The 18,342-nt window shown below is 65.8% G+C and carries 17 protein-coding genes and 1 pseudogene; 9 read left to right on the top strand and 9 right to left on the bottom strand.

Annotated features, from left to right (window positions below; genetic code table 11):
• Window positions 1-242: 242 nt before the first annotated feature.
• Entirely contained in the window at window positions 243-368 is a 126-nt protein-coding gene (locus ABEI27_RS04910) for a hypothetical protein (RefSeq protein WP_375798290.1), read from the top strand.
• A gap of 64 nt (window positions 369-432) precedes the next feature.
• Window positions 433-3,285, top strand: a complete 2,853-nt coding sequence (locus ABEI27_RS04905; RefSeq protein WP_375798289.1) for a DEAD/DEAH box helicase — start codon at window positions 433-435, stop codon at window positions 3,283-3,285.
• 64 nt (window positions 3,286-3,349) lie between these two features.
• Here the strand turns inward: ABEI27_RS04905 and ABEI27_RS04900 are convergent, their stop codons facing one another.
• Window positions 3,350-5,569: an AAA family ATPase gene (locus tag ABEI27_RS04900; protein ID WP_375798288.1), complete on the bottom strand. Its 2,220-nt coding sequence runs from the start codon at window positions 5,567-5,569 to the stop codon at window positions 3,350-3,352.
• A gap of 78 nt (window positions 5,570-5,647) precedes the next feature.
• On the opposite strand from ABEI27_RS04900, the gene ABEI27_RS04895 reads away from it, so the two are divergent.
• The gene (locus ABEI27_RS04895; protein WP_375798287.1) at window positions 5,648-5,782 is read left to right on the top strand and encodes a hypothetical protein; all 135 of its coding nucleotides are present in this window, start codon (window positions 5,648-5,650) and stop codon (window positions 5,780-5,782) included.
• A 19-nt stretch (window positions 5,783-5,801) separates the two neighbouring features.
• Here ABEI27_RS04895 and ABEI27_RS04890 read toward each other — a convergent pair whose 3' ends face one another.
• The 3 genes from ABEI27_RS04890 to ABEI27_RS04880 all read right to left on the bottom strand — a co-directional run bounded on the left by ABEI27_RS04890 (window position 5,802) and on the right by ABEI27_RS04880 (window position 8,326).
• Window positions 5,802-6,488, bottom strand: coding sequence for a hypothetical protein (locus ABEI27_RS04890; protein ID WP_375798286.1), 687 nt, complete (start codon window positions 6,486-6,488; stop codon window positions 5,802-5,804).
• A 143-nt stretch (window positions 6,489-6,631) separates the two neighbouring features.
• Window positions 6,632-6,820, bottom strand: a complete 189-nt coding sequence (locus ABEI27_RS04885; protein WP_089767601.1) for a methytransferase partner Trm112 — start codon at window positions 6,818-6,820, stop codon at window positions 6,632-6,634.
• A 180-nt stretch (window positions 6,821-7,000) separates the two neighbouring features.
• Window positions 7,001-8,326, bottom strand: coding sequence for an adenylosuccinate synthase (locus tag ABEI27_RS04880; protein WP_375798285.1), 1,326 nt, complete (start codon window positions 8,324-8,326; stop codon window positions 7,001-7,003).
• Window positions 8,327-8,596: 270 nt separating this feature from the next.
• Here ABEI27_RS04880 and ABEI27_RS04875 point away from each other — a divergent pair, with 270 nt between their 5' ends.
• Window positions 8,597-8,902 (top strand): hypothetical protein, encoded by a 306-nt coding sequence (locus ABEI27_RS04875; protein ID WP_375798284.1) that lies wholly within the window; start codon window positions 8,597-8,599, stop codon window positions 8,900-8,902.
• Window positions 8,903-8,928: 26 nt separating this feature from the next.
• On the opposite strand, the gene ABEI27_RS04870 is transcribed toward ABEI27_RS04875, so the two are convergent.
• Window positions 8,929-11,181: a hypothetical protein gene (locus tag ABEI27_RS04870; RefSeq protein ID WP_375798283.1), complete on the bottom strand. Its 2,253-nt coding sequence runs from the start codon at window positions 11,179-11,181 to the stop codon at window positions 8,929-8,931.
• Between the two features lie 94 nt (window positions 11,182-11,275).
• Window positions 11,276-12,544, bottom strand: a complete 1,269-nt coding sequence (locus ABEI27_RS04865) for an amidohydrolase (RefSeq protein WP_375798442.1) — start codon at window positions 12,542-12,544, stop codon at window positions 11,276-11,278.
• A 159-nt stretch (window positions 12,545-12,703) separates the two neighbouring features.
• Between ABEI27_RS04865 and ABEI27_RS04860 the strand changes: the two genes are divergently transcribed.
• The gene (locus ABEI27_RS04860) at window positions 12,704-14,224 is read left to right on the top strand and encodes a Na+/H+ antiporter NhaC family protein (protein ID WP_375798282.1); all 1,521 of its coding nucleotides are present in this window, start codon (window positions 12,704-12,706) and stop codon (window positions 14,222-14,224) included.
• A complete protein-coding gene (locus ABEI27_RS04855) occupies window positions 14,221-14,484 on the top strand; it encodes a hypothetical protein (protein ID WP_375798281.1) in 264 nt (87 codons plus the stop codon). Before ABEI27_RS04860 ends, ABEI27_RS04855 begins: the two co-directional genes overlap by 4 nt.
• An 84-nt stretch (window positions 14,485-14,568) precedes the next feature.
• On the opposite strand, the gene ABEI27_RS04850 is transcribed toward ABEI27_RS04855, so the two are convergent.
• Window positions 14,569-14,901, bottom strand: coding sequence for a 30S ribosomal protein S10 (locus ABEI27_RS04850; protein WP_375798280.1), 333 nt, complete (start codon window positions 14,899-14,901; stop codon window positions 14,569-14,571).
• Between the two features lie 193 nt (window positions 14,902-15,094).
• Between ABEI27_RS04850 and ABEI27_RS04845 the strand changes: the two genes are divergently transcribed.
• Both ABEI27_RS04845 and ABEI27_RS04840 read left to right on the top strand, forming a co-directional pair.
• Complete coding sequence (locus tag ABEI27_RS04845; protein WP_375798279.1) at window positions 15,095-15,556, top strand: bis(5'-nucleosyl)-tetraphosphatase; 462 nt, start codon at window positions 15,095-15,097, stop codon at window positions 15,554-15,556.
• Between the two features lie 5 nt (window positions 15,557-15,561).
• Window positions 15,562-16,671, top strand: coding sequence for a DUF5787 family protein (locus ABEI27_RS04840; RefSeq protein WP_375798278.1), 1,110 nt, complete (start codon window positions 15,562-15,564; stop codon window positions 16,669-16,671).
• Window positions 16,672-16,674: 3 nt separating this feature from the next.
• On the opposite strand, the gene ABEI27_RS04835 is transcribed toward ABEI27_RS04840, so the two are convergent.
• The gene (locus ABEI27_RS04835; RefSeq protein ID WP_375798277.1) at window positions 16,675-17,193 is read right to left on the bottom strand and encodes a DUF5797 family protein; all 519 of its coding nucleotides are present in this window, start codon (window positions 17,191-17,193) and stop codon (window positions 16,675-16,677) included.
• A 100-nt stretch (window positions 17,194-17,293) separates the two neighbouring features.
• On the opposite strand from ABEI27_RS04835, the gene ABEI27_RS04830 reads away from it, so the two are divergent.
• A complete protein-coding gene (locus ABEI27_RS04830; RefSeq protein WP_375798276.1) occupies window positions 17,294-17,617 on the top strand; it encodes a transcription factor S in 324 nt (107 codons plus the stop codon).
• Window positions 17,618-18,127: 510 nt separating this feature from the next.
• Here ABEI27_RS04830 and ABEI27_RS04825 read toward each other — a convergent pair.
• A pseudogene (locus ABEI27_RS04825) lies at window positions 18,128-18,342 on the bottom strand (transposase); the annotation flags it as partial.

Here is an 18,342-nt window from a genome sequence, read left to right as displayed (position 1 = left end):
CCGGCGGCGGCGCTGACGACCGTGCTCGTCTCGCCGAGATGGACCGAATCAGCGACCGACGCGACCGAGAAGAGACCGTACATTGACAGGGCGTTTTAAAAGGCGGTCTGGGGACTCACACCTGCCGTTGCGTCAGGGACACAAAAGGTGTAATCGACTGCACTCTCCTCGGACCTCGAGGCCGGCGACGCGGTCGTTCCTATTGGCGCCAGTCTCTTTGAACCTCGGAGACAGAACCGAATATGCGAACGTCCACCATCGTGCTGATCGTTGGCGTCCTGTTGTTCGCGCTTCCGCTCCCCGGAACGTTCATTCTCGGCGCGCTCGTGGCGGCCGTCGGCGTCGGGTACAGAGCCTTTCTGGAGTGAGACGCTGGCACATCGGCACTGCCCGAACGCTGCGCTTAATCCGCTCGCGCCGGTAATACATTCAATGTCGGACGGCACTGCCGCGCGGGGAATAGACGCCTTCACGGCCCTCGGCGACGCCGTACGATCCGCGCTCTCCGAGCGCGGGTTCGAGACACCGACCGAGCCACAGCGCCGCGCGATTCCGCCCATCGCTGCCGGAAGAGACGCGCTGGTGATCGCACCGACTGGCACCGGGAAGACCGAGACGGCGATGCTCCCTGTCTTCGACGCGATTGTCCGCGCTGACGAGGAGTCGCGGCAGGGGCTCTCGGCGCTCTACATCACGCCGCTGCGCGCGCTGAATCGCGATATGCGACAGCGGCTGGAGTGGTGGGGCGAGACGCTCGACATCGAGATCGACGTCCGCCACGGAGACACGACGCAGTACCAGCGCGGGAAGCAGGCCGACGATCCCCCCGACGTGCTCGTGACGACCCCGGAGACGCTCCAGGCGATGTTGACGGGCAAGAAACTCCGCCGCGCGCTCTCGGACGTTCGCCACGTCGTCGTCGACGAGGTCCACGAACTCGCCTCTGCAAAGCGCGGCGCGCAACTGACAGTCGGGCTCGAGCGCCTCCGCGCGCTCGCAGGGTCGTTCCAGCGAATCGGGCTCTCGGCGACGGTCGGCTCCCCCGAGGAGGTCGGGAAGTTTCTCACCGGCGACAGGGGATTCGAGATCGTCGAGGTCGACGTCGGCAGCGACGTCTCCTTCACGGTCACGCACCCGGAGGTAACGGCGGCCGACGAACGCCTGGCCGGCAAACTCGCGACCGACGAAGCGATTGCGAGCCACGTCCGGGTCATCCGTGACCTCGTCCGCGAACACGAGTCGACGCTGGTATTTGTCAATACCCGACAGACCGCCGAGGCGCTCGGCTCCCGATTCAAGACGCTCGGTGAACCCATCGAAGTGCATCACGGGTCGCTCTCGAAGGACGTCCGGATTGACGTGGAAGACCGGTTCAAAACCGGCGACCTCGATGCGCTCGTCTGCACGTCGTCGATGGAACTCGGCATCGACGTCGGCCGCGTAGATCACGTCGTCCAGTACGGCAGCCCGCGCGAGGTCGCTCGCCTGCTCCAGCGTGTGGGCCGCGCGGGTCACCGCCGCGACGAGGTGTCCCGCGGCACGCTCGTCACCGCCGAACCCGACGACACCCTGGAAGCCCTCGCAATCGCCCGCCGAGCGGAGGCCGGCGAGGTCGAACCGGCGCGGATCCACCACGCTAGTCTCGACACCGTCGCCAACCAGATCGTCGGGGTCGTGATGGACGAGGGCGATGTGTCGGCGCGACGGGCCTACCAGATCGTGACCGCGGCGTATCCCTTCGCGGACCTCGACGAAGCGACGTTCCGTCAGGTGGTCCGCGAACTCTCGAAGAACCGGCTCCTCTGGTTAGAGGAGGAGGCCGACCGGCTGGAGAAGTCCAGCGGAACCTGGCAGTACTTCTACGCCAACCTCTCGATGATTCCCGACGAGGAGACCTACGAGGTCCACGATATCTCTTCGCGCGGGCAGATCGGCACGCTCGACGAACGCTTCGTGGTCAACTTCGCCGAACCTGGGGCCGCGTTCATCCAGCGCGGCGAGATGTGGCGCATCAACGACATCGACGACGAGGAGTCGCGAGTGAACGTCACCCCGATCGAGGACCCCAGCGGCGAGGTCCCTTCCTGGACCGGCTCGGAGATCCCGGTCCCGCAACACGTCGCCAACGAGGTCGGCAAGATCCGCGGCGTCGCCGCCGAGCAGTTCGAGCGCGGTGCCTCCCGCGAGTCGGTCGCTCGCGACCTCAGGCACCGCTATCCGACTGATTCCGACACACTCGCGGCAGCGCTGGAGCCGATCGAGCGCCAGATCGACGCCGGTCTCCCGGTCCCGACTGCCGATCGGCTCGTCGCCGAGGGCCGGGCCCGGACGGTCGTCCTGAACAGTTGTTACGGCCACCGGGTCAACGAGACGCTGGGACGGGTACTCGCCGCACTCGTCGGCCAGCGCACCGGCTCCTCGGTCGGGATGGAGGTCTCTCCTTACCGGATCGAACTCGAGGTGTCGACCCGCGCGTCGGTCACTGACGTGACGGACGTGCTAGAGACGACCGACCCCGGGCACGTCGAGGCCGTTCTCGAACTCGCGCTGAAGAACTCGGACGCGCTGAAGTTCACGCTCGCACAGGTCGCCGCGAAGTTCGGCGCACTCAAACGATATCAGGGCCGAGACCGCTTCGGCGCCGACCGACTACTGGCCGCGCTCGAAGACACCCCCGTGTACGACGAGGCCGTCCGCGAGGTGTTCCACGTGGATCTCGCTGTCGAGGCGGCGGCCGACCTCCTCGCGGGGCTGCAGGGCGACGCAGTCGCGCTCGAAACTGCTCGCGAGCGGACGCCGATCGGAACGGGCGGCCGCTCTAGCGGCCGCGAACTGTTGGTCCCCGAGAACGCCGACGCAAGCGTCATCGAGGCAGTCAAAGAGCGAATCCGGAACGACCGCGTTCGGCTGCTGTGTCTGCACTGCACCGACTGGGAGCACAAGACGAAGGTGCGTCGCGTCCGCGACCAGCCCGAGTGTCCCGAGTGTGGGGCGACTCGTATCGCCTGTCTGAACCCCTGGGACGAAGAGACCGTGGCGGCAGTTCGTGCCGACGCCGCCGACCGCGACGACGAGCGCGAGCGACTGGTCGAGCGCGCGTACCGGTCAGCGAGCCTGGTCCAGAGTCACGGTAAACAGGCCGTCATCGCGTTGGCGGCGCGCGGCGTCGGACCGCAGACCGCCGCCCGGATCATCGCGAAACTCCGCGAGGACGAGGCCGACTTCTACCGCGACATCCTCGAACAGGAGCGGCAGTACGCCCGGACGCAGTCGTTCTGGGACTGACGGGCGGCCGTCTGCCCTGCGCGTCCCTGAAGTCCGCTCGCTCCGGCCCCGCCCCGCTGACTGATCACGCTTGCCCGGACGGGTCGACGGCGTCGATGGCTGCCTCGAAGTGCCTGCGTTCGAGCCGTATCTCGTCAGCGTGCTCGTTCGCGGCGGCTCCCTCGTAGGCCCCTGCGATATCCTCGATTGCGCGCATCGCCGCCTCGCGGACCACGGCGGCGACGTCCGCGCCCGAGTAGCCCTCTAACTCCTTCGCGATGCCGTCGCGGTCGACGCCGTCGGCGAGCGGTTTGCCGTCGAGGTGCACGTCGATGATCTCTCGTCTGGCGGTACGGTCGGGGGCGGGCACCTCCACGTGCGATTCCAGGCGACCGGGGCGGAGTAACGCGGGGTCGAGCGCCGCCTTCCGGTTTGTCGCCGCGAGTGCGACGAGGTTGGGATGGTCGGCCAGTCGGTCGAGTTCGGTCAGGAGTTGTGAAACCACGCGCTCGCCGACGCCGGAGTCGCCGCCCGCCGCGTCGCGGTCGGTTGCGACGGCGTCAATCTCGTCAAAGAAGACGATGGCCGGCGCAGCCTGTCTCGCGCGCTCGAACACCTCTCGGACGGCCTTCTCCGACTCGCCGACGTAGCGATCCAGTAGCTCGGGGCCCGCCACCTGCACGAAGTTGACGCCGCTCTCACCGGCGATGGCCCGCGCGAGCATCGTCTTGCCTGTTCCCGGTGGGCCGTGGAGAAGCACTCCTGTCGGCGGGTCGGTCTTCGCCGCCTCGAACAGTGGCCCGTAGGTCAGCGGCCACGTCACGGCGCGTTCGAGCGTCTGTTTTGCCTCATCGAGACCGCCGACGTCGTCGAACGTCGTTGTGGGCGATTCGGCGACATACTCTCGCATCGCCGAGGGTTCGACCGCAGCCATCGCGGCCTCGACGTCGGCGCGCGTGATCTGCAAGCCCGTGATGGGCACGTCGACTCGCTCTTTCCGCCCGCGACGGAGGGCGTTCATCGCAGCCTCCGTCGTCAGCGACTCCAGGTCCGCCCCGACGAAGCCGTGGGTCCGACTCGCCAGGCGCTCGACGTCGACATCGTCGGCGAGCGGCATCCGCCGGGTGTGAACCTCGAGGATCTCCCGTCGGCCCTGTTCGTTCGGCACACCGATCTCGATCTCACGGTCGAAGCGACCACCTCGCCGGAGCGCCGGATCGAGCGTGTCGACGCGGTTGGTCGCGCCGATGACGACCACGTCGCCGCGGGCGTCCAGTCCGTCCATCAGCGAGAGTAACTGGCCGACGACCCGATTCTCCACGTCGCCGCCGTCGTCTCGCTTCCCCGCGATCGAGTCGATCTCGTCGAAGAAGACGATCGCCGGCGTGTTCTCTCCGGCCGTCTGGAACTTCTCGCGGAGTTTCTCCTCGGACTCGCCCTTATATTTCGACATAATCTCCGGCCCGGAGACGTCGACGAAGGTCGCCTCGACCTCGTTGGCGACGGCCTTCGCAATCAGGGTCTTGCCCGTCCCCGGCGGTCCGTGGAGCAACACGCCCTTCGGCGGGTCGATCCCGAGGTGGGCGAACACCTCTGGTTCTGAGAGCGGAAGCTCGATCATCTCGCGGACGAGATCCAACTCCTCGTCGAGGCCGCCGATGTCCTCGTAGGTGACTGTCGGCCCCGGCCCTGATCTGTCGGCCTCGTCGCCAGCGTCCCCGTCAGTGACCGATCCGCCCGAGTCACCGGTGACGTTGCCGCTGCGATCGCTCCCCGCGACCGCCGACACGACGCGACTCAGCGTCCCGTCCCGCTCGAGACGGAGTCTCGTGGCGTCGGTCACCCGGACCCGACCCTCGGGCGCCGTCTCGCTCACGACGAACGGCGACTCGCTCAGCGACTCGAAGTGGATCTGGCCACCGGGCTGGATCGGCCGGTCTCGGATCGCGCGTTTGATGAGTTCGACGGCGCGGTCGTCGTCCTCGAAGGCCACGTCGTCCGGCATCGACAGCGTCACCGACCGGGCTTCGTCGACGTCGACCTTGCGAACCTGGACGGTCCCGTCGATCTTCGCGCCCGCGTTCGTCCGCGTGTCGGCGTCAACGAGGACGACGTTCTCCGCTACGCCGCCACCCGCCGGCCACACCTTCGCGACGGTCTCGCGCTCGGCCTCGACTACGATAGTATCGCCACTAAGTACGCCCAGTCGCCGTCGCGCCGCCTCGGGGAGTCGCGCGATCCCACGGCCGGCGTCCCGCTTTTCGGCGCCCCGAACGACGAGTTCGAGGCCTTCCTCCGCGTTCATACGGACGGTTCGGGACGGTCGGTCTTTTGTCTTGCCCGCGGGGGAAGCGTTTTGCCGAACGCCACCCTCTCGGCGAGTATGGTTACCACCGTCGAGCGAGACGGTCACACGTGGTACGAGTGCGAAGAGTGCGGACTGCTCCTCGAAGACGAGGTGGAAGCGAAAACCCACGAGGAGAACTGCAGCGCCGAAGACCCTTCTTACCTCCAGTAAGCGGGCCGCCGGGGCGTGTTCAATCCACGAGGAGCCACCCTGCGACTGCGACGGCCACCGTGACGATCGCCACGGTGAGAATCGAGAGCAGTATCTCGCCGACCGCGGTGATCACGGCGAGTCCGACGGCGAGCGCGATCACGACCACGCCGAGGAACGCCAGTCCTTCCCGAGAGTCGAGGCCGGCCTGAGCGATCAGTGTCGAGGCCGTGTCGTCGAAAAATGTCGCTGTCGCGCGGGCGGACCCTCCCGAGCGTGAGCGCCGACGTGCGCGTCGACTGCCATTTCGGCTCACGGTCCCGCCGCTTCCCCTGGTCGTGGTGGCGGGTATACCCTCGGCTTCGTCGGTGGCCGCCCCCGCAGTGTGAGTGTCGGCAGTGGCCGGATCGTCCTCCTCGATAGTGACGTCGACGCGAGCTGACTCCGCGCCGTACCCCGAGACGATCTCGAGTTCTCCACTCGCCGGTGCGCGGTTTGTCACTACGCCGACCGGAACCCGGTTGGTGTCGCCGCCCTCGACGTAGTGGTTCGGTTCTTCGATCCGCGCGACTGTCGAGAGGTCGTCGTCGAAGTGAAGATACACGTGGACCGGTCCGCCATAGTTCTCCAAGACGACGTGGAACGGCCCGCTGACGGTCGCCTCTGCGGGCGCATCTATCGCGTGGACTGACCCCTCGTTCAGTTCCACCCGAAGTGACGTTATCACAGACGAATACTGGTCACGGACGAGTAAAAGCGTTCAGGTGGGCGGGACCCGAGTCCGCCCTCTCGTGGCCGCGACGAGCGGTAACTATCGATTCTGCTGCCGTGAGACGATGTCGATACAGCGCCAAAGGACGGGGACCCCGGTCAATCTTCGTCGCGCATATCCGGCGGCAGGAGGTTCGGAATCCCGTCTTCGATGGGGTAGACTTCGCCTGTGACGGTCCCAATCAGCCGCCCCTCGATGATCTCGTCGCCGTCGCGTTCGTCGACTTCGAGTTCGAGGTCGCTCTTGTCGAGGGGGTCACAGAGGATGTCCATCAGTGACTCTTTCATCGATCGATAAGTGGCGAGCGGCGGTGAAAAGACTACGGGTTCCCGATGACTACGCCGGGGGTTTATTACCGAAGACGGGACCACCGACGCTGTGATCTGAGAGACGCCCCGCGTCGGGTCGCGATTGTCCGGCACGTCGACGCGGGGTCGGTTCGAGAACGGGTGTGCCGGCTGTTCGCCCTACTGCTCGAAGGGGTTCTGCAGTTCGATTGTTTGGGCGCGGTCGGGACCGACGCCGACGGCGTAGATGGGGGCACCGACCTCCTCGACGAGGTAATCGAGGTACTCGCGTGCGTTCTCGGGGATCGACTCGTACCCCTCGGCGGCGACTGCGGCCCAGTCGACCTCCGGCCACGGCTCGAACTCGCGGAGATTCGGCTCACAGCGACCCCAGCGCTCGGTCGTCGCGGGCATCGACAGGAGCTCCTCGCCGTCAAGATCGTAGGAGTGGCCCACCTTCACCTCGTCGAGGCCGGCGAGCACGTCGATGTGGTTGACTGCGAGGCTGGTGATCCCGTTTGCACGGGCGGCGTGGCGCAGCATCGGCACGTCCAGCCAACCGATGCGCCGGGGCCGGCCGGTAACGGTACCGAACTCGCCACCCTTCTCACGGATGCAATCCGCCAGGTCCTCGTCGTCACCGGTCAGTTCTGTCGGAAGCGGCCCCGTGCCGACGCGCGAGAGGTACGCCTTCACGATACCGACGACCTCGCCGCGGCCGACGACGGTCGGCCCGACACCGGTGCCGGTAGCCGCGCCGCCGGCGGTCGGATTCGAGGAGGTCACGTAGGGGTAGATTCCGTGATCGATATCGATTGAGGTCCCCTGTGCACCCTCGAACAGCACGCTCTCGCCGGCATCGACGTGCGACGCGAGGAACGCTCCCGCATTGACCGTCATCGACTCCCGCTCGAGGCGCTCGCCGATCGCTCGGTACTCCTCGTAGATGGCGTCGATATCGAACGCTTCGCCAGCCTGGATCCCGAAGACGTCCTCGGCGAGCGCGCGCTTCTGCGGAACCACGTACTCCAGCCGATCACGAAGCACCTCGGGATCGAGGAGGTCACCGATCCGGATGCCGCGACGGCCTGCTTTGTCCTCGTACGTCGGGCCGATGCCGCGACCGGTCGTGCCGGCGTCGAGATCAGAGTCCGACTTCGCCTCCTCTTCGATTCCATCGAGAACGCGGTGATACGGCATAATGACGTGGGCGCGCCGAGCCACCCGGACGTCGGGGTCGAGCCCACGGTCGCGCAACTCGTCGATCTCCGAGAATAGCGTCTTCGGGTTGACGACACAGCCGTTCCCGAGGACGCCGACCTTGTCGCGGACGGCTCCGCTCGGGACTAGCGATAGCTTGTATTCGTCGCCGTCTTCGACGACGGTGTGGCCGGCGTTGTCGCCGCCCTGATACCGGGCGACCACGTCGGCGTCGCCTCCCCACAGGTCGACGAGCGCACCCTTGCCCTCGTCTCCCAGTTGGGAGCCGACAATCGTGACGGTCATACGTGGCGCTTCTGCGCCGGCCGTGAAACCCATTACGGTCCGTCCCGCACCGGTGCGGACGCTCGCGAGGTGCAACGACCCGCCGCTCCGTCCCGATTGCGCCACGGTCCAGTGCTGGCTACGTCTCGACAGGGCATTCAAAAGGCCGGCTACGTTTCGCGGTAACAAGATTAATTACGTCTACCGTCAAAATCAAACCTGTCTGCTGTCTCGCGGTTCGTCGTCAGGAGGGCAAGGTTTAAATCCCGACCAGACAAGTTAACAGATGACATGATAGACCGACTCGAAAAAGAAGTGGATATGCTTGAACGCCACTTACAGGTCCTGAGAATGGTCATTGAGAGCGAGCCAATCGGCATCGTCAAGATGTCGAACGAGACCGGATACCCCCATCACAAGGTTCGCTATTCGCTTCGCGTCCTCGAGGAAGAGAACCTCATCGAGCCGTCCAGTCAGGGCGCCATCACGACCGAGCAGACGGCCGAGTTCGTCGACGAACTCGACGAGAAACTCGATCAGATCGTCGACAAACTCGACGATATGAAGATCGAAGAAGCCGTCGAAGTCGAGAGCTGAACGATATAGACGCTTCGTCTCTGTCGCTACAGGTCCGGGACGTTCAGGTGGAACTCGCCCTTTCGCGCCTCGACCAAACAGAGATGATAGCCGCGCTTCCGTGACTGCTTGACGTACGAGAGTTTGTTCGACCGCGACAACAACCCTCCGCCAGTGGCTTCCGCGACTGCCTCCAACGCGCCCGGTTCGTAGAACGACTCGGTGACGTAGAACCCCGAGGCGAGCGACTCCTCGTTTTCAGCGACCCTTCCGGCATTCTTCACGAGCGACCCGACCATCGACTCCGTGGTCGCGTTTCGCGAGGTGTTGATGTCGGCGACGAAGAGGGGATCGCCCATCTTGTCCCGGAAGATCACGTCGAAGTTCCGCTGCTCGACGCCGTCTGGGGTATCGAACCCCACGGACCCGTCGAGTTCGATCCGGTCGATCTCCGGAATCGCGTCGAAGACACCGCCGAGTGCGGAGCGGTTGCCCGTCTCGCCGATCTCATAGAGCAGGTCGGTCACGACCCACTCGGCGAACGAATACTCGGTCGTATCCCGGAGGAATTCCTCGTAGGGGCGACCGTCGACCGCGAGATGCTCGGACTCGAAGGTGGTGTGATGTTCGAGTCGGAGGTTGGCGCTGACGTCCTCGCGGCTCGACTTGCCGTCGTGGGCGTGCTTGAGCGTGGCCTCGCTCTTGCGGTCGTATCGAACGAAGAGGTTCGTTCCAGCGAGGGCGCGCTTAGGCGACATCGTCTCGGTCGTCGCGTCGGCCTCGTCCGTCTCAGCAGCGCTCTCCAGTTCGGCCTCCAGCCGTTCGACCTCGTCCCGTAGTTCATCGCGCTCGGCTTCGAGGTCCGAGACGCGGGTCCGCTGCTCGTCGAGTTCGGCTTCCAGTTCGCTGATGCGGTTTTGCTGTTGATCGCGGGTCGCCGCGAGTTCATCGCGCTCTGTCTCGAGTGCATCGAGCCGCTCACGCGCTCTCGAGAGCCGGTTCCGGAGACGGGTGGCCTCAGACGACTCGTCGGGCTCGGATCGGTCGCGACTGTGCCGCCCCTCCCGATTGGACGCCGCACGGTCCCGTGTCCGCTCCGATTGCTGGCGCTGTTTCATCTGCGTGGTGGCGGCCTCGCGGCCCGAATCCCGCTCGGCGTCCACGCCGTCATCCTGCGCACGGGCCTCGCCGCTCGACTCACTCGGATCCAGCGACGGGATCGTGCGCGCCTCTCGCCAGCGCGCCTCGTCAGAGAAGACGCCGTCCACGTCGTCTTCGTCCGCCGCTGCCGATTCGTTGGCGGCGGCGTCCGTCTGTGGCTCGCTCGGGCTGGCTGCGGCCGGATCCGTCTGGTCCGGCTCGGGTTCGTCCGGGGCGATTGGGTCGGCGGCCTCGGAATCGGCTGCTGTCGACGCCCGGGTCGTGGCTGTCACCGTCTCGGCCTCGGTTGCCGGATCTGCGTCCCCGGCCGACCCCTCGGTGGTGTCGGCGGTCACCGGGTCTTCTGCCGTGGCACCCTCGTCGTCGGGGCCGGGAGATTCGGGTTGATCGGTGGTCTCAAAAGCTCCTTCGGAGTCGTCATCCTCCTGCGCGCCCACGTCGCTGTCGGCCTCGGACCCGTGTGCCGGTTCGGTGACGTGCTCGGAGGTCTGGGCGTCTGCGGCTTCCGCTTCTTCGGCGTCGTCGGACGGTGCCACCTCCGCCTCGGCGCTCGCGTCGTCCTCGGACGCGTCGGCGGCGGGTTCAGGCTCCGGGTTCGGAAGTTCTGGGATGTCGACGAGTTCGACGTCGACGTCCTTGACCTCGTAGATCCCGACCTCGTCGTCGGCGCGCTCGAACGCCTCGTCGCCGGTGAGGAGCCGGTCGGACGTGCCCACGAAGGCGGCGCTCATCGACTTCCCGCCGTGGTAGACGACGTAGTAGTCGCCCGAGAGCACGTTCTCCGAGAGTTCGACGTAGCCGGTGAATCCGCCGCTCGACAGCGTCTGGTCCACGTCGGTGAGCGGCGTCTTGTTAGTGTAGTAGTTCGCCCGCGTCTCTCCGCCGCGTTCCTGCATCGAAAAGAGCAGTGGCAGGCTGGGGTCGGCGGCGCGGTACGCGGTGAGCTGTGCGTCCTCGAAGTCCACGATTTTTCCCTCGAACACCCCGACGACGCGGCCGTTCAGGAAGAAGGCCCACGTCGTCCCGGCGGAGACGGCCCCGCTGAACTCCGAATCGGCAAGTTGGTGGAGCCCTTCGTATCCGTCCGGCGCGGCGACCGTCTCCCAATCGGTCACCACGTCGATAGTGCGACTGTTCATCCCTGTGTGTATCACCGAATCCAGATAAAATAGTTTCCGGAGGTCCACTCGCGTCTGTCACCCGCTCGCGACCGGGGGGGCTGCCGCTTCGAGGTCAGTCCGATCGCTCGCCGAGCGCGACGATGGCGCGCTCGAGGACGTCGATCCCGACGCCGATGCTCGACTCGTCGACGTCGAACGTTTCGGTGTGGTGGCCGCCCGGGTGATCCGTCCCGACCCCGACGTACGCGGCCTTCCCACCGTGTTCCTGCACGCGGCGCATCAGGTACGTCGCGTCCTCGCTCCCACCCAGATGATCGTTCTCGACGACAGAGGTCACCCCGGCCGTCTGGCCTGCGATCTCCGAGACGAGGTCGCGGAGTTCGGGGTCGCTCTCGGCGGAGGGGGCTCGTCCGGCAGGTGTCCGCTCGACCGTACAGCCGTGCATCTCGGCCGCGGCGTCGAGAACTCGATCGGCCTTCGCGTCCATATACTCCATCAGTTCCGTGGTCTCACCGCGCACCTCGCCCTCGATTCTGACCTGTTCCGGAACGATGTTCGTCGCGGTGCCGCCCTCGATCACGCCGACGTTGACCCGGGTCGGGCCGTCGCCGTGCCGCGGGATCCCATAGAGATTCTCGACTGCGGCCGCGGCCGCCTGCATCGCGTTGTCGCCGGCTTCGGGACGCGCGCCGGCGTGCGCCGGCGAGCCGCTGAACTCGGCTGCGAACTGCGAGACGGCGAGGAAGCCGTCGATCCCGGCGACGACCTCGCCGGACGGGTGATCGAGGCCGACGTGCACGGCCAGCAGGTAGTCTACGTCGTCGAGGTGACCGGAGTTCGCCATCGGCTCGCCGCCGACGATCCGCTCCTCGCCGGGCTGGAAGAACACCTTCAGGGTGCCCTCGAAGTCACTCTCCAGGATCAAATCGAGCACGCCGAGTCCGATTGTCGCGTGAGCATCGTGGCCGCAGGCGTGCATATATCCCTCGTTCTCTGAGCGGAAGCCCGCCTCGGCGGGGGCGTGTGCCTCGTCGTCGGATTCGGTGATCGGGAGCGCGTCGATGTCGACTCGGAGTCCGACGGTCGGTCCGTCGCCCCGCTCTGCGACCGCGATCGCACCCGTCTGGCCCCCGTCCAGACGACTGAGGATGTCTTCGCGAGCGCCGGCGTCGCGAGCGCGCTCGCGCCAGACGTCGAGTTCGTCCTCGTCCGGGACGCCCGTTCGATCTGCGGCGAGTACCTCACTCCCGACGTACAGCGCGTCGATGCCGCGTGTCTCCAGCTCGTCGACGATCCGAGCGGTGGTGTAGAACTCGCGCCAGGCGGGTTCGGGATGCCGGTGCAGGTCGCGGCGGAACTCGACGAGGTCGGCGGCGGTCATACCCTCTTCTGAGCGGTCGCCGAATAAAGTCGCGTCGGCCACGGCGGATTCCGCCCCGGGAATCTGTGCGGTCACTGGCAGGCGTCCGAGAGTGTTATTCTCAGGCACTCCGGCGTGGTATCGGTCGGTTTATCGGTTGGGATCGAGATCCTTCGCGCGATGAGTGAAACGAGCGACCAGTCCTCGGTACTTCGATTCTACGGTGGTCGCGCCGCAAGCGCGATCCCGATCGCATTCTTTATTTTCTGGGCCGTCGTCCAGAGCGGACTCCTCGGCATCGGCGACACGAGCGGCCTCATCGTGGGAATTCTGGTCGGCCTGATCGTCGGGATGTTCTTCGTCCGCGGGGCCTGGAAGACCTACGCGGACGTCCTCTTCGACGGAATGACGCAGCGAGTCGCCGCGACGGCGATCGTCGCCTGGTTGTGGGCCGGGATGTTCGCCGAGACGATCCAGGCCGGCGGGTTCGTCGACGGTCTCGTCTGGGCCGCCGACGCCTTACAGGTAGGCGCGGCACTGTTTCCCGCCGTCACCTTCGTTCTCGCGGCGCTTTTGGCGACGGGAATCGGCACCGGGTACGGCACCGCCATCGCGTTCACCGCCCTGGTCTTCCCTGCGGGCGTCGCGCTCGGGGCCTCTCCCGTGCTCCTGTTCGGCGCGATTCTCTCCGGCGCGGTCTTCGGTGACAACCTCGCGCCCGTCAGCGACACCACGATCGTCTCCGCAGTGACACAGAACGCCGACATCGGGGGCGTCGTCGCCTCACGATTTAAATACGCGATCGTCGCGGCCGTGTTCGCGTTCGTGGCGTACCTGTTCGCTGGACAGGCGATGCACGGAGTACCTATCGACGTCGGGAGCGCCGGGGGGGCGGGGACCGCGCTCGGATTAGTCCACCTGCTCTCGATCGGCGTCGTGATCGTCACTGCGGTCCGGGGCCGCCACATCGTCGAAGCCATCTCGTGGGGGATCGTCCTCTCGGTGGCGCTCAATCTCGTGCTCGGCCTCGCGGAGGCATCCGCGATTCTCGCCTTCGAGGCCCCCCGTACGTCGGGAATCGTGCAGTCGCTCGATGCGGTCCCGCTCTTCGGCGCGCTCGTGGTGCCCGTCAATCCGGGTAACGCGGCGGTCTCGGGGAGCCTCTACACGGGCGCGGTCGGCTTCTTCCCGCTGATCGTGCTCGTGCTCCTGATCGTCGCGGCCGCGCAGGTGATGCAGCGCGGCGGCGGCTTCGAGGCGATCCAGGAGTTCCTGCTGGATCGCGTCGCGACGACGGTTCGCAGCGCCGAGACGACGATGGTGCTCGGAACGGCGATCGTCAACGCGATGATCACGATCAACACCGCCGCAGAGATCGCGATTGCGCCGTACATCCGGACGCTCGGCCGGCGATTCAACATCAACGGCTACCGCCGGGCGAACATCCTCGACGCCAACACGTCGGCGCTGGGCTACATCTTCCCGTGGGGTGGCGGCCTGCTCGCAGGGTTCTCGGCGATGCAGCGACTTCCCGAGCAGTACGAGTGGTTCACGCAGGCGATGGTCGTCAACCCCGCGTCGGTCTTTCCGTTCGTCTTCCACGGGTGGTTCCTGGTCGCCGTCTTCCTGCTGGCAGCGTGGACTGGCTACGGCCGTGAGTACGTCTCCGACCGTGCGAGTGGGGAGGTGAGTCGCGTATGAGCCGCTTCGGGAAACTGATCGCCGGCCTCACCTTCCGCACGTCGACGCCGTCGTTCGAGGTCGGCGACGAGGTCCCGGCGTTCGTGACCGGCCGTGGCGACGACGGCCTCCTCGTCCGCGTCGGTGACACGGTGCTGGAACTCCCCGACGCCGACCCGTCGCTGCTCGACGCGCAGGTGCAGATCGAGGTCGAGTCCTTCGACGAGCGCATCCATCGCGGAACCGCTCGGGTCGTCGACGTCCTCGAAGAGGCCGAGTGAGAGCGCGGACTCGATGGCTGCTTGGGGCGGGACAACCGGGAAACGGAATAAACTCAGTTCGGGCGACCGACCGGATAGGCCAACTCAGTCGCGGCGGTGACCGAGCGGCTTCTTGTGCTCGACCTCGATCTCGATGTGGAGGCTCTCCGGGAACTCCATATGGCCAATCTCGCGGGCGATGTGGTCGTTGCCGTGGATCTCCAGCCGTCGGGAGTACACCGTGTAGTCCCACGACGAGAACTCGTCGCCGGGCTGGAGTCGTCGGTACTGCGGGACGGCGATTCGCTCTGGAGGGTCGGCGTGTGGGCCCTTGCACTCTGCGCCCTTGCGTTCGATCATCGACTTGATATCGGAGACCGCGGACTCCAGTTCGTATCGGTTGCCCGACTGGAAGCGTAGTTTCGTGACGAAAGTCATAGTGAGGCTAAGTTACCAAATCATCGACGCCGAGGCGTAAAAACACATTCATCGGACGCCTCCGCCCATATGGGTGGGTTATAGGGCGTCGCAGAGACCGACCCGCCCAGCAGGCGAGTTCGGGGTTCCGACGGTGTCTGCCGGCCTCGGACGTCCGATAGTCTCTTAACTCCATACCCGGTTTATCCACCTAATGACAGTGGAAGCGGTAAGCGCCGGAGCCATCCTCTTCCGCGATACCCGCGGCGAACGGGAGTATTTGCTCCTGAAGAGCCGGCCGGGGGACTGGGAGTTCCCCAAAGGCGGGGTCGAGGGCGAAGAGGAACTCCAGCAGACGGCCATCAGGGAAGTGAAAGAGGAGGCGGGAATCGAGGATTTCCGTCTCATCGACGGGTTCCGCGAGGAGTACGACTACGTCTTCGAGGCGAACGGGAAGACGATCCACAAGACAGTTCACCTGTTCATCGCACGATCGTTTGAGGCCAGTGCGGAACTCTCGAACGAGCACCGCGACCTGCAGTGGCGCGACTACGAACAGGCGCTCAACACGATCACGCAGGACGGCCCCCGCGAGATCTTCGAGCAGGCCCACGAGTACCTCGATCAACTCGCCGCCGAGAGCGGTGAGAGCGAGGAAGGAACGTACCTCGCGTAGGCAGCGTGTCTCCCGGAACTGCGGAGTTCGGATTCGAGTTGTCCGTCTGCCGTTGGGCGGAGACATCGTGGCCGCCGACGTGCGACCGCAACCGCGCGGTGGTCGTCGCCCGGCAACTCGGCACGCAGCAGCGACGCTGGGACACGGTCGTCCTCGAGTGTGATCCCGAGGCGCTCGCCCGTCGCGAGCGCCTCGGCTCACGCGAACTGGATTCGGACCTGTTGCACGTCGTTCGCAACGCGCCCACTGAGTGGTCGTGGTACCGCGATGCGCTCCCGCACCCGGGCTATCCGTGGCGCTACGTTCGCGCTGCGGTCCACCGCGCGGCCGACCGCGACGTCGTCGAGACCCGCCGCCGGGGCAACCGGATCGAACTCAGACGCGTCGCGCCGTACCCCGACTGGTTGCACCGGATCGTCGCCATCGAAAACAAACCCGATCTGGACGCGTCGGCAGCGCGAGCCCTCTCCGGACAGTTGAAACACGACGTCGAGACCGGGCTGGCCGACGAGGTCTGGGTCGCCACGGAGGCCACTGGCGACCGCATTGAGCCGGCGCTGCTCGAAGACCTCCCGGTCGACGTCGGAATCTTAGCGTTCTCGTTCGACGACGACCAGACAGACACCACCGGGGCGACAGCCGGTCACGGCGCAATCGACGGCGAACGGGCCGAGGGACTCTCCGGCAGTGCGCCGACGCGGGCGTCGGCGTCGGTCGAGTGGCTTCCGAGCGACGTGACGCCCCCCGCAGCAGCCAGCGACGACGAGCGGCGTCGCCGTCGGTTAGAGCTCGCAGAGCGCGCCTACGGACGCGGTTGGCGCTCCTACGTCGAGACGATGCGGCCGGACTGCAGACACTTCGAACTCCGCCGCTTCGGGCGCACACTGCTCCCGCACTGTGGGGCGAAAGAGCGTTCTCAGACCGCCGCCGAGTGCGCCGGATCGTGTCCGTCGTTCGAACCCGAACCGCCGGCGTGGCGGACGCGCGGGTGGCCGATCGAGGGCGGTCCCGGAAAAGGTATTCAGCGGCTGCTTCGAAGGCGGCGCGAGTGGCTCCGCGAGCGGGAACGCGAAAATGGCGGTCACGGAGACGACGACGAGAACGCCGGAGACTGACGCTCAGTCGTCGGTGACTTCGATGTCGATCGCTTCGCGCTGCGCGGCCAGCCGGAACGTCGGAACCGTGCGGTAGATCACCTCGACGACGCCCTTCCGTCGGAGACTCTGGAGCGCTTCTCGGACGTCCTCGACCGGTGGGTCGGCGTTGAACGCCCCGCGGATGCCGTTCAGAACACTGACGACGCTCTCGGAGCGATCCTCGGGGCCAGCGACGACCGCGAACACCTGTGATTCCAGTTCGGGAACGCGGATCACCGAGGGGACGCCGCCGTTCTCTTCGCCTCCCTCGATCCCCGGTTCGACGTCGACCAGATCGGCAGCCTCGGGCGTGGCCCGGATGAGACTGTTGTCGTCGCGGTAGTAGTAGTCGCTCAGTTCGCCTTCGAGATATTGGTGGACTTCACTGCCGGACTCCATCCCCCACGCGTCCTGCAGTTCTTTGTTCTTTGTGGGCTGCAACCGGACGACGTCGGCGAGGCGTGCAATCTCCTCTTCGGAGAGGGCTGGATCGGTGGTCACAAGCGCCCGTTCGTCCCCGAGTACAAAACCGTTTCAACATCCCCCGCGTCGATCCCGGTGGCTTAAGTCGCTCAAGCCTCTGCGTAGGGGTAGACCTACTATGGAGTTCTGCGACGAATGCGGCTCGATGATGAAGACCGACGGCGACGTCTGGGTCTGTGGCAACTGCGGGAACGAATCGCCCCGCGACACTGCCGACGAAGCACATATGACATCGACGGCCGCCCGCGAGGAGAGCGAGGTCGTCGATATGTCCGACGTCGACGACTCCGAGATCGGCCCGACCACGACCGTCATCTGTCCGGAGTGCGGCCACGACCGGGCGCGTTACGAGATGAAGCAGATTCGCTCGGCCGACGAGTCCGAGACGCGCTTTTTCACCTGCACAGAGTGCGACCACAAGTGGCGCGAGGACGACCACTGACGGACCCACGGTCCAATCGTCGCCTCGAACTAAACAGGGCCAAACCGACCCGGTTCCCGTCTTCCACTCTCCTTCGCCGCACCGTTGAGTGCGTTGCTGTACCCGCCGGATCCGGAGCCGCAGAGTCCGAGAGCGTGCTCCGGCACTATCGGGAACTACCCTGGAAACCGAGACCGAAGCCACACATCGACAGAGATAGGCCAGCAGGGCGCCCTTAAGATCGAAGCACTGGCGAAAGGCGTTCAACGCATCCGAATTTCCGGCCTGCTCCCGACCCCCGGCATAGGGGCCCAACAGAGCCGACTGATGGACTGACAGTTGGAAGTTGAGACTACAGCGGGTTTAGCAGGGCTGTGATGTGTAAATTTGACCTATTCGGTCAGCGGAAACCGCTCCAGATGGCTCTCCAAGCAGCCATTATTATGATGTATCCAGCCATATACGAGAATTTTCGAGATCTCCAGCAGCGTAGCCACTCAGACGGCACGCCAACCCGAACAGAGTACCTCACTACCCGATTCCTGTCCCCTTCTTCAACAGCGTCAGCGTGTTGTCCGCTGTAATCACCGGTGAGTGCTCATACTCGCCAGTCAACTCGACCTGTACGAGCAGATCGACAGCCCCCAGATCGAGTACAGCAGACACGCAAACGCGAAGTAGAAGAATCGGAGCTCGAAACTCTTCGACGTCGTCGCTGCTATGAACCGCTTGATCGACCGATAGCC

Source organism: Halobellus sp. (assembly GCF_042218505.1).
In the GTDB taxonomy this organism is placed as follows: domain Archaea; phylum Halobacteriota; class Halobacteria; order Halobacteriales; family Haloferacaceae; genus Haloquadratum.
The sequence above is the reverse complement of the archived record's forward strand: the minus strand, read 5'-3'. Positions and strand labels throughout refer to the sequence as shown.

Excerpts from the sequence above, each read along its gene's own strand:
- ABEI27_RS04900 (WP_375798288.1), bottom strand. The coding sequence starts at position 5,569 with ATGAACGCGGAGGAAGGCCTCGAACTCGTCGTTCGGGGCGCCGAAAAG.
- ABEI27_RS04910 (WP_375798290.1), top strand. The coding sequence starts at position 243 with ATGCGAACGTCCACCATCGTGCTGATCGTTGGCGTCCTGTTGTTCGCG.
- ABEI27_RS04905 (WP_375798289.1), top strand. The coding sequence starts at position 433 with ATGTCGGACGGCACTGCCGCGCGGGGAATAGACGCCTTCACGGCCCTC.
- ABEI27_RS04895 (WP_375798287.1), top strand. The coding sequence starts at position 5,648 with ATGGTTACCACCGTCGAGCGAGACGGTCACACGTGGTACGAGTGCGAA.
- ABEI27_RS04860 (WP_375798282.1), top strand. The coding sequence starts at position 12,704 with ATGAGTGAAACGAGCGACCAGTCCTCGGTACTTCGATTCTACGGTGGT.
- ABEI27_RS04855 (WP_375798281.1), top strand. The coding sequence starts at position 14,221 with ATGAGCCGCTTCGGGAAACTGATCGCCGGCCTCACCTTCCGCACGTCG.
- ABEI27_RS04830 (WP_375798276.1), top strand. The coding sequence starts at position 17,294 with ATGGAGTTCTGCGACGAATGCGGCTCGATGATGAAGACCGACGGCGAC.
- ABEI27_RS04875 (WP_375798284.1), top strand. The coding sequence starts at position 8,597 with ATGATAGACCGACTCGAAAAAGAAGTGGATATGCTTGAACGCCACTTA.
- ABEI27_RS04885 (WP_089767601.1), bottom strand. The coding sequence starts at position 6,820 with ATGAAAGAGTCACTGATGGACATCCTCTGTGACCCCCTCGACAAGAGC.
- ABEI27_RS04870 (WP_375798283.1), bottom strand. The coding sequence starts at position 11,181 with ATGAACAGTCGCACTATCGACGTGGTGACCGATTGGGAGACGGTCGCC.
- ABEI27_RS04850 (WP_375798280.1), bottom strand. The coding sequence starts at position 14,901 with ATGACTTTCGTCACGAAACTACGCTTCCAGTCGGGCAACCGATACGAA.
- ABEI27_RS04880 (WP_375798285.1), bottom strand. The coding sequence starts at position 8,326 with ATGACCGTCACGATTGTCGGCTCCCAACTGGGAGACGAGGGCAAGGGT.
- ABEI27_RS04865 (WP_375798442.1), bottom strand. The coding sequence starts at position 12,544 with ATGACCGCCGCCGACCTCGTCGAGTTCCGCCGCGACCTGCACCGGCAT.
- ABEI27_RS04845 (WP_375798279.1), top strand. The coding sequence starts at position 15,095 with ATGACAGTGGAAGCGGTAAGCGCCGGAGCCATCCTCTTCCGCGATACC.